General features: G+C 64.5%; 5 protein-coding genes. 2 read left to right on the top strand and 3 right to left on the bottom strand.

Annotation, left to right across the window (positions count from 1 at the left end):
- Positions 1 to 310: 310 nt before the first annotated feature.
- Positions 311 to 2,488, top strand: coding sequence for a lytic transglycosylase domain-containing protein (locus tag WG924_RS23700; protein WP_345935515.1), 2,178 nt, complete (start codon positions 311 to 313; stop codon positions 2,486 to 2,488).
- A 108-nt stretch (positions 2,489 to 2,596) separates the two neighbouring features.
- Positions 2,597 to 3,295, top strand: coding sequence for a haloacid dehalogenase type II (locus tag WG924_RS23695; RefSeq protein WP_345935514.1), 699 nt, complete (start codon positions 2,597 to 2,599; stop codon positions 3,293 to 3,295).
- A 29-nt stretch (positions 3,296 to 3,324) separates the two neighbouring features.
- Here WG924_RS23695 and WG924_RS23690 read toward each other — a convergent pair whose 3' ends face one another.
- The 3 genes from WG924_RS23690 to WG924_RS23680 form a co-directional block, all read right to left on the bottom strand.
- Positions 3,325 to 3,636 carry a hypothetical protein gene (locus tag WG924_RS23690; protein WP_345935513.1) on the bottom strand — a complete coding sequence of 104 codons (312 nt, stop codon included), beginning with the start codon at positions 3,634 to 3,636 and terminating at the stop codon, positions 3,325 to 3,327.
- A 196-nt stretch (positions 3,637 to 3,832) separates the two neighbouring features.
- Positions 3,833 to 4,675 carry a DUF7986 domain-containing protein gene (locus WG924_RS23685; RefSeq protein ID WP_345935512.1) on the bottom strand — a complete coding sequence of 281 codons (843 nt, stop codon included), beginning with the start codon at positions 4,673 to 4,675 and terminating at the stop codon, positions 3,833 to 3,835.
- 131 nt (positions 4,676 to 4,806) lie between these two features.
- Positions 4,807 to 5,943 (bottom strand): type III PLP-dependent enzyme, encoded by a 1,137-nt coding sequence (locus WG924_RS23680; RefSeq protein ID WP_345935511.1) that lies wholly within the window; start codon positions 5,941 to 5,943, stop codon positions 4,807 to 4,809.
- Positions 5,944 to 6,000 lie beyond the last annotated feature (57 nt).

The following is a 6,000-nucleotide window of genomic DNA, read 5'->3' as shown; positions in this document are numbered from 1 at the left end:
GTCCGCGCGGTCGCAGACAAAAAGAGCCTGAAACTCAGGCGCAAGCTCGCAGGCTGGGATGTCAAATACCTCGCTTCCATCCTCGGGTTACCTCTCCGTTAACCTGGATTCGGAGCCCTGCGGCGCCGATCGCACAAGGGCCGGAGCCGGGACAGAGACCAGAACCGGCATCGGGATCGGCACCGGCGGCCATGGCGGCCCTTGGCTGCGGGATCAGCCGTGATACACTGTTGCGCGATCGCATCCACGCTCCGCATTCACCCGATCCTCCCGCCGAACCCTTCGGCCGTCCAAGAGGTCAGCGTTCTCCATGCCCGCCGCCCTGCCCCGCAATCCCCGCCACCCCGGTCTGCGCCGCGTGGCCCCTGCCGCCCTGGGCTGCCTGTTTGCCGCAACCGTTATGGCCGGCGGCCCGCTGCTGGCCGCGCCACCCCGGCCGGCTGCATCGCAGACCGTGGCGCCGCAGTCATCGGACGCAGGTGTCACCGCCGTGGCGCTGGTGCCGCCGGTGCGGGACATGGCAACCGTGCAGGTGGTGTTCGACGCGGTGGATGCCCGCCGCTATGACGACGCCCGCGCGCTGACCGCCGGCCTGAAGCTGCGCCCGCTCGACGATTTCGTCGAATGGTCGGAGCTGCAGGATGGTCGGGTCAGCGCCGATTACCAGCGGCTGTATGGCTTTGCCGCCGCCCATCCGGAATGGCCGCGCGTCAGTCGGATCATGGCGCGGGCCGAAACCGTGCTGCCAGCCGGCTGGACACCTGCCCAGGTGATCGACTGGTTCGGCGACGCCGCGCCACGCACCGCCGAGGGTGCCATCCGGCTGATCGATGCCCTGCGTGCCACCGGCCGCGACACCCAGGCGCGCAAGATCGCCGTCGGCGTCTGGGACAGCATGGTGATGAACGAGCGCCAGCAATCGGCGCTGCTGCTGTCCGCCGCCGGCCTGCTGAGCGAAGCCGATCATCGCCGCCGGCTGGATATCATGCTGTGGCGCGGCCAGGATGGCGCCGCGCGCATGGCCATGCCGCTGGTCGACCCGTCCAGCCGTGCCCTAGCCGAAGCCCGGCTGGCGATGAATGCCGGCAGCCCGAAGGCGGCCGGGCTGATCGCGGCACTGCCCGATGCCCTGCGCAGCGATCCCGGCCTCACCTATTCCCAGGCCCGCGCCGCGCGCCGTGCCGGCGATCTGGATCAGGCGGCGCGGCTGATCAGGGCCGCGACCCGGGTGGGCGCGGTCGAGCTGTCGCCCGGCGACTGGTGGCTGGAGCGCCATATCGTCACCCGGATGCTGCTGGAACGCGGCGATGCCCAGGCTGCCTATGATCTGGTCTCGACCCATGAACAGACCGATGCGGTCGGGTTTTCAGAAGCCGAATGGCTGGCCGGATGGATCGCGCTGCGCGCGCTGAACCAGCCGCAGGCGGCCTTGACCCATTTCACCGCGATGTATGAACGGGTCAGCCGGCCGATCAGCCGCGCCCGCGCCGCCTATTGGGCAGGGCGCGCCGCCAGCCGGCTTGGCGACACGCAAGCCGCCCAGGCCTGGCTGATGGAAGCCGCCCGCGACCGCACCACCTTCTATGGCCAGATCGCCGCCGAACGCATCGACCTGCCGACGACGCTGGCGAGTTTCGCCGCGCCGAACGAGGCGCGCGCGCCCGAAGAGGCCATGGCGGCCTTGTCGGGCCGGCCGCTGGCGGTGATGGTGGCCTTGATTTCGCGTACCGATGAACAGGCGCTGCTGTCGACCTTCGCCTACGCTCTGGCCGACACCCTGGCACGCCCCGACGAACAGCATGCCTTTGTCGAAGCGGTGCGCGGCCTGGCCCGGCCCGATCTGGCGCTGCGCTTCGCCAAGCGCTTTGCCGAGATCGACGACCGCCTGGCCGTCGAGCTGCGCTATCCGGCGGTGGGCGACGACGCCGGTGTCGCACCCGGTGTTGCCGGCGATCCGCAGCCGGATCATCTGGTCGATTTCGCGCTGGTTCACGCCATTGCCCGGCAGGAGAGCGAGTTCAATCCGCGCGCCGTCAGCCGCGCCGGCGCGGTCGGCCTGATGCAGTTGATGCCCGGCACCGCCCGCAACACGGCCGGTCAGGTGGCCCTGGCCTATCAGCCCGAACGCCTGACCGACCCGTTGTACAACATGACCCTTGGCCGCGCCTATCTGGGCCGGATGATCGAACGCTATCGGGGCAATCTCGTGCTGGCGGTCGCGTCGTACAATGCCGGCCCGGGCAAGGTCGATGAATGGATCGGCCGCTATGGTGATCCTCGCGACCCCTCTGTCGACGTGATCGACTGGATCGAGAAGATCCCCTATGGCGAGACCCGCAACTATGTTCAGCGGGTGCTTGAGGCGCTGACCGTCTATCGCCACCGGCTGGGCCGGCCCGATCCCGGGCTGGTGCCGACCCTGGCGCTGGGCATCGCCGCCCGCGGCTATGACGCCGCCATGCTCGACCGGTCGCAGATCAGGGACTGAGGTGGCCATCACCCGCGAGGCGCCGCAACATCCGGCATCGCCATTGACGGCCATGATTTCCGGCCCCAGATACCTGGCGTGTCATCCTCTATCCGATTGCGAGACGGCATGTCGACGACTGAACCACTGAGCGGCATTCGCGCCTGCCTTTTCGACGTTTACGGCACGCTGTTCGACGTCCATGCCCCGGTCAGCGCCAGGCTGACCCGGGTGGGCGACCCCGGCGTGGCACGGGCCTTGAGCGACACCTGGCGCCGCAAGCAGTTGGAATACACCTGGCTGCGCACGGTGATGGACGATCATGCCGATTTCTGGACGGTGACCGGTCAGGCGCTCGACTATGCCATGGCCTCGGTCGGCCTGACCGACAAGGTGCTGCGGGCCCGGTTGATGGAGGCCTATCTATCCCTGCCCGCCTTTCCCGATGCCGTGCCGACGCTTGAGGTGCTAAACGCCGCCAATCTGCCGCTTGGCATTCTGTCGAACGGCACCCAGGTGATGCTGTCGGCGGTGCTGGCGACCGCGGGCATCACCGGCCGCTTCGCCAATGTGATCTCGGTCGAGGCCGCGCACAGCTTCAAGCCGTCCCGCGCGGTTTATGCGTTGGGGCCCGATGCCTTCGGCCTGAAGCCCGACCAGATCGCCTTCGTGTCCAGCAATGGCTGGGACGTCGCCGGTGCGGCGCATTACGGCTATCAGGCCGTCTGGATCAACCGGGGCGACCTGCCGCCGGACAGTCTGCCGGGACAGCCCAGGGCGGTGCTGTCCAGTCTCTCCGACCTGCCCCATCTTCTCGGCCGTGGGTGAACAGGGGCTGATCGCATTGAATCCGGGCGTTATTTACGCAGATCAAGCACGCCCAGTTCGCGCCACATCCACGTGAAACTGTAGGTCTCGACGGCATCGGCAACATTCGGATGCCGCATAGACTGGCTTTCAAGATATGTCAGCCAATCTGCAACCTTATGGCGGCCATCGGGTGACGCTGCGGCCTGGCGCGGTGTGATATTACCGAGCATGCGGATCGGCTGATCAAGCGTGTCAAGATAATGCCGGTCGAGGGCGTCGTGAGCGATCTGCTCGACAAGATCGGGCGGGAGGTCTGATACGGTCTCTGCCTGATCACGGGCAGGCCGCTCCTCCATCATCTGGTCAACAGTCTGGATGTCTATTTGCGGAACACCAATATAGCTGCCAAGAACCTGTTAAATCAGGGTCGTTCCCTTCTCCGCACGTGCTGCCGAATTGATCATCAAATGCAGAAATCGCCCCTTTAATTCAATACTTCCCAGAACACATGCACCATTATCCATCGTTGCTTCAATCTTAAACGAACAAGATTCGTTAATAATAATTGCTAGCCGTGGAATCCAACCAGTTCCAGAATTTTGAATTCTCTCGCGACAGGCTTGAAATCGTATTCAACCGTGCGGCGACACTCTTTTGTGTTGTACCAGATGTCAGCGGAAATCTGACATTGTGGAACACGATCTCATCACCGTCCGAGTTCTGAATCGCCGGCCGGCCCGTCACGCGCTTGAGGGTATCGAACAGCCACGCATGGGTGAAGATGGCGGCCACCGCCTGCAGATCGTCGTCCGAGATCAATGGAAGCTTCGTTGCGTCGGCCTCACCGCACATCTCACGCAGACCACCGAAGACGATCTCCGCGGCTTGCTGATTGAACAGCAGAAGGCCACCGGCAAAAGCGTTTCTGCCCATCACCGGCACGATGCGCGCGGCAATCCTGTCCCACTGCTGCAGCGTCTTCGTCGCCGTTCCGTCAATGACGAGGATCTGATCGCCACCGCGAATGACGTCGCGCGCCATCAGCGACTGCCCCGGGATGACGTCGCTGACTTCGTAGAGGCTCATCACGGAGGTCCGTAGAGCCTTCATATAGGCTCTGGTCTGTACAGGCTCGGCCAAACGGCGACGTCTCAGATAATCGTCGACGATGTTGCCACCCTCGACCTCGTATTCCCGCGTCAGGAAATCTTCAAAGGCACAACCCCACAGCGTGGCGGTCCAGTTATCGCCAATGATGTCGGAAAGATCGTCAAGCGTCAGGTCGGTAGCATCAAGCACAGGCCCGACATGCTCGTGAAACACCTCATTGAAGCAGTCGCGCCATTTGGTGCGGGCGAGATATTTCATAAGACCGTCAAGGTCATGGCTGGACGGCATGGGAACTCTCCAGGCTATGGCGATATCCTGTGCCGATCGTCGCATATCTGCCGCCCGACACGCAAACGGCCGGCCCGGAAATTCCGGGCCGGCCGTTGTCATGCGTCTCTGACGACTGTATTCAGTCGCGCTCAGATGTAATAGGCCTGGATCGGCGGGAAGCCATTGAAGCCGGTCGTGGCATAGGTGGTGGTATAGGCGCCGGCCGACAGGAAGCGGATCTTGTCCCCCACTTCCAGGGCATGCGGCAGCTCATAGCCGGCCTTCTCGTACAGCACGTCGACGCTGTCGCAGGTGGGGCCGGCCAGGATCACACGGCCGGTTTCGACACCGTCGCGCGGCGTCTTCACCCGGTACTTGATCGCCTCGTCCATGGTCTCGGCAAGGCCATTGAACTTGCCGACATCCAGATAGACCCAGCGGACCTCGTCGCCGAAATTCTTCTCGGCGATCAGCACGACTTCCGCTTCCAGAACCCCGGCATCGCCAACCAGGCCACGGCCCGGCTCGATGATCATCTCGGGCAACTGGTTGCCGAAATGCCGGGTCATCGCCTGAGAGATCGCCAGCGCATAGGCGGCGATCGGCGCCACCTCGTCCTGATAGCGTGCCGGCAGCCCGCCACCCAGATTGACCATGCGGGCCGCGACGCCACGCTCGCCCAGGTCGCGGAAGATCGCCGCCGCCTGACCGATGGCCAGGTCCCACTGCTCCGGATCGGTCTGCTGCGAGCCGACATGGAACGAGATGCCATAGGCATCGAGGCCACGGCCGGCCGCATCGGTCAGCAGTTCCAGGGCCATGGCGGGCGCGCAGCCGAACTTCTTCGACAGCGGCCAGTCGGCCGAAACGCAATCGACCAGAATGCGGCAGAACACCTTGGAACCCGGCGCGGAGCGCGCGATCTTGTTCAACTCGCAGGCGCTGTCGAAGGCGTACAGGCGCACCCCGAGCTCATAGGCGCGGGCGATGTCCCGCTCCTTCTTGATCGTGTTTCCGAACGAAATACGATCAGGCGTCGCCCCGGCGGCGAGCACCATTTCGATTTCCTGAAGGCTGGCGGTATCGAAGCATGACCCAAGCTCGACCAGCATGGACAGGATTTCCGGGGCGGGGTTCGCCTTCACGGCGTAAAATACCCGCACGAGCGGCATCTGCTCGCTGATTTCCCGGTACTTCTCGGCGATGACGTCGAGGTCAACGACAACACAAGGATTGCTATCGGCTGCTCGTCGGTCGGCGAGAAAGCGCTCGATTTTCGGAGTCATTTGGGCTGATCCCCTTAAAACCGGCGGCGGCCCGGCATGGACCGGGACGCTCTGGTT

The sequence above is a fragment of the Tistrella arctica genome, assembly GCF_039630945.1.
Taxonomy (GTDB): domain Bacteria; phylum Pseudomonadota; class Alphaproteobacteria; order Tistrellales; family Tistrellaceae; genus Tistrella; species Tistrella bauzanensis.
This window is presented reverse-complemented; position numbering and strand designations above follow the sequence as displayed.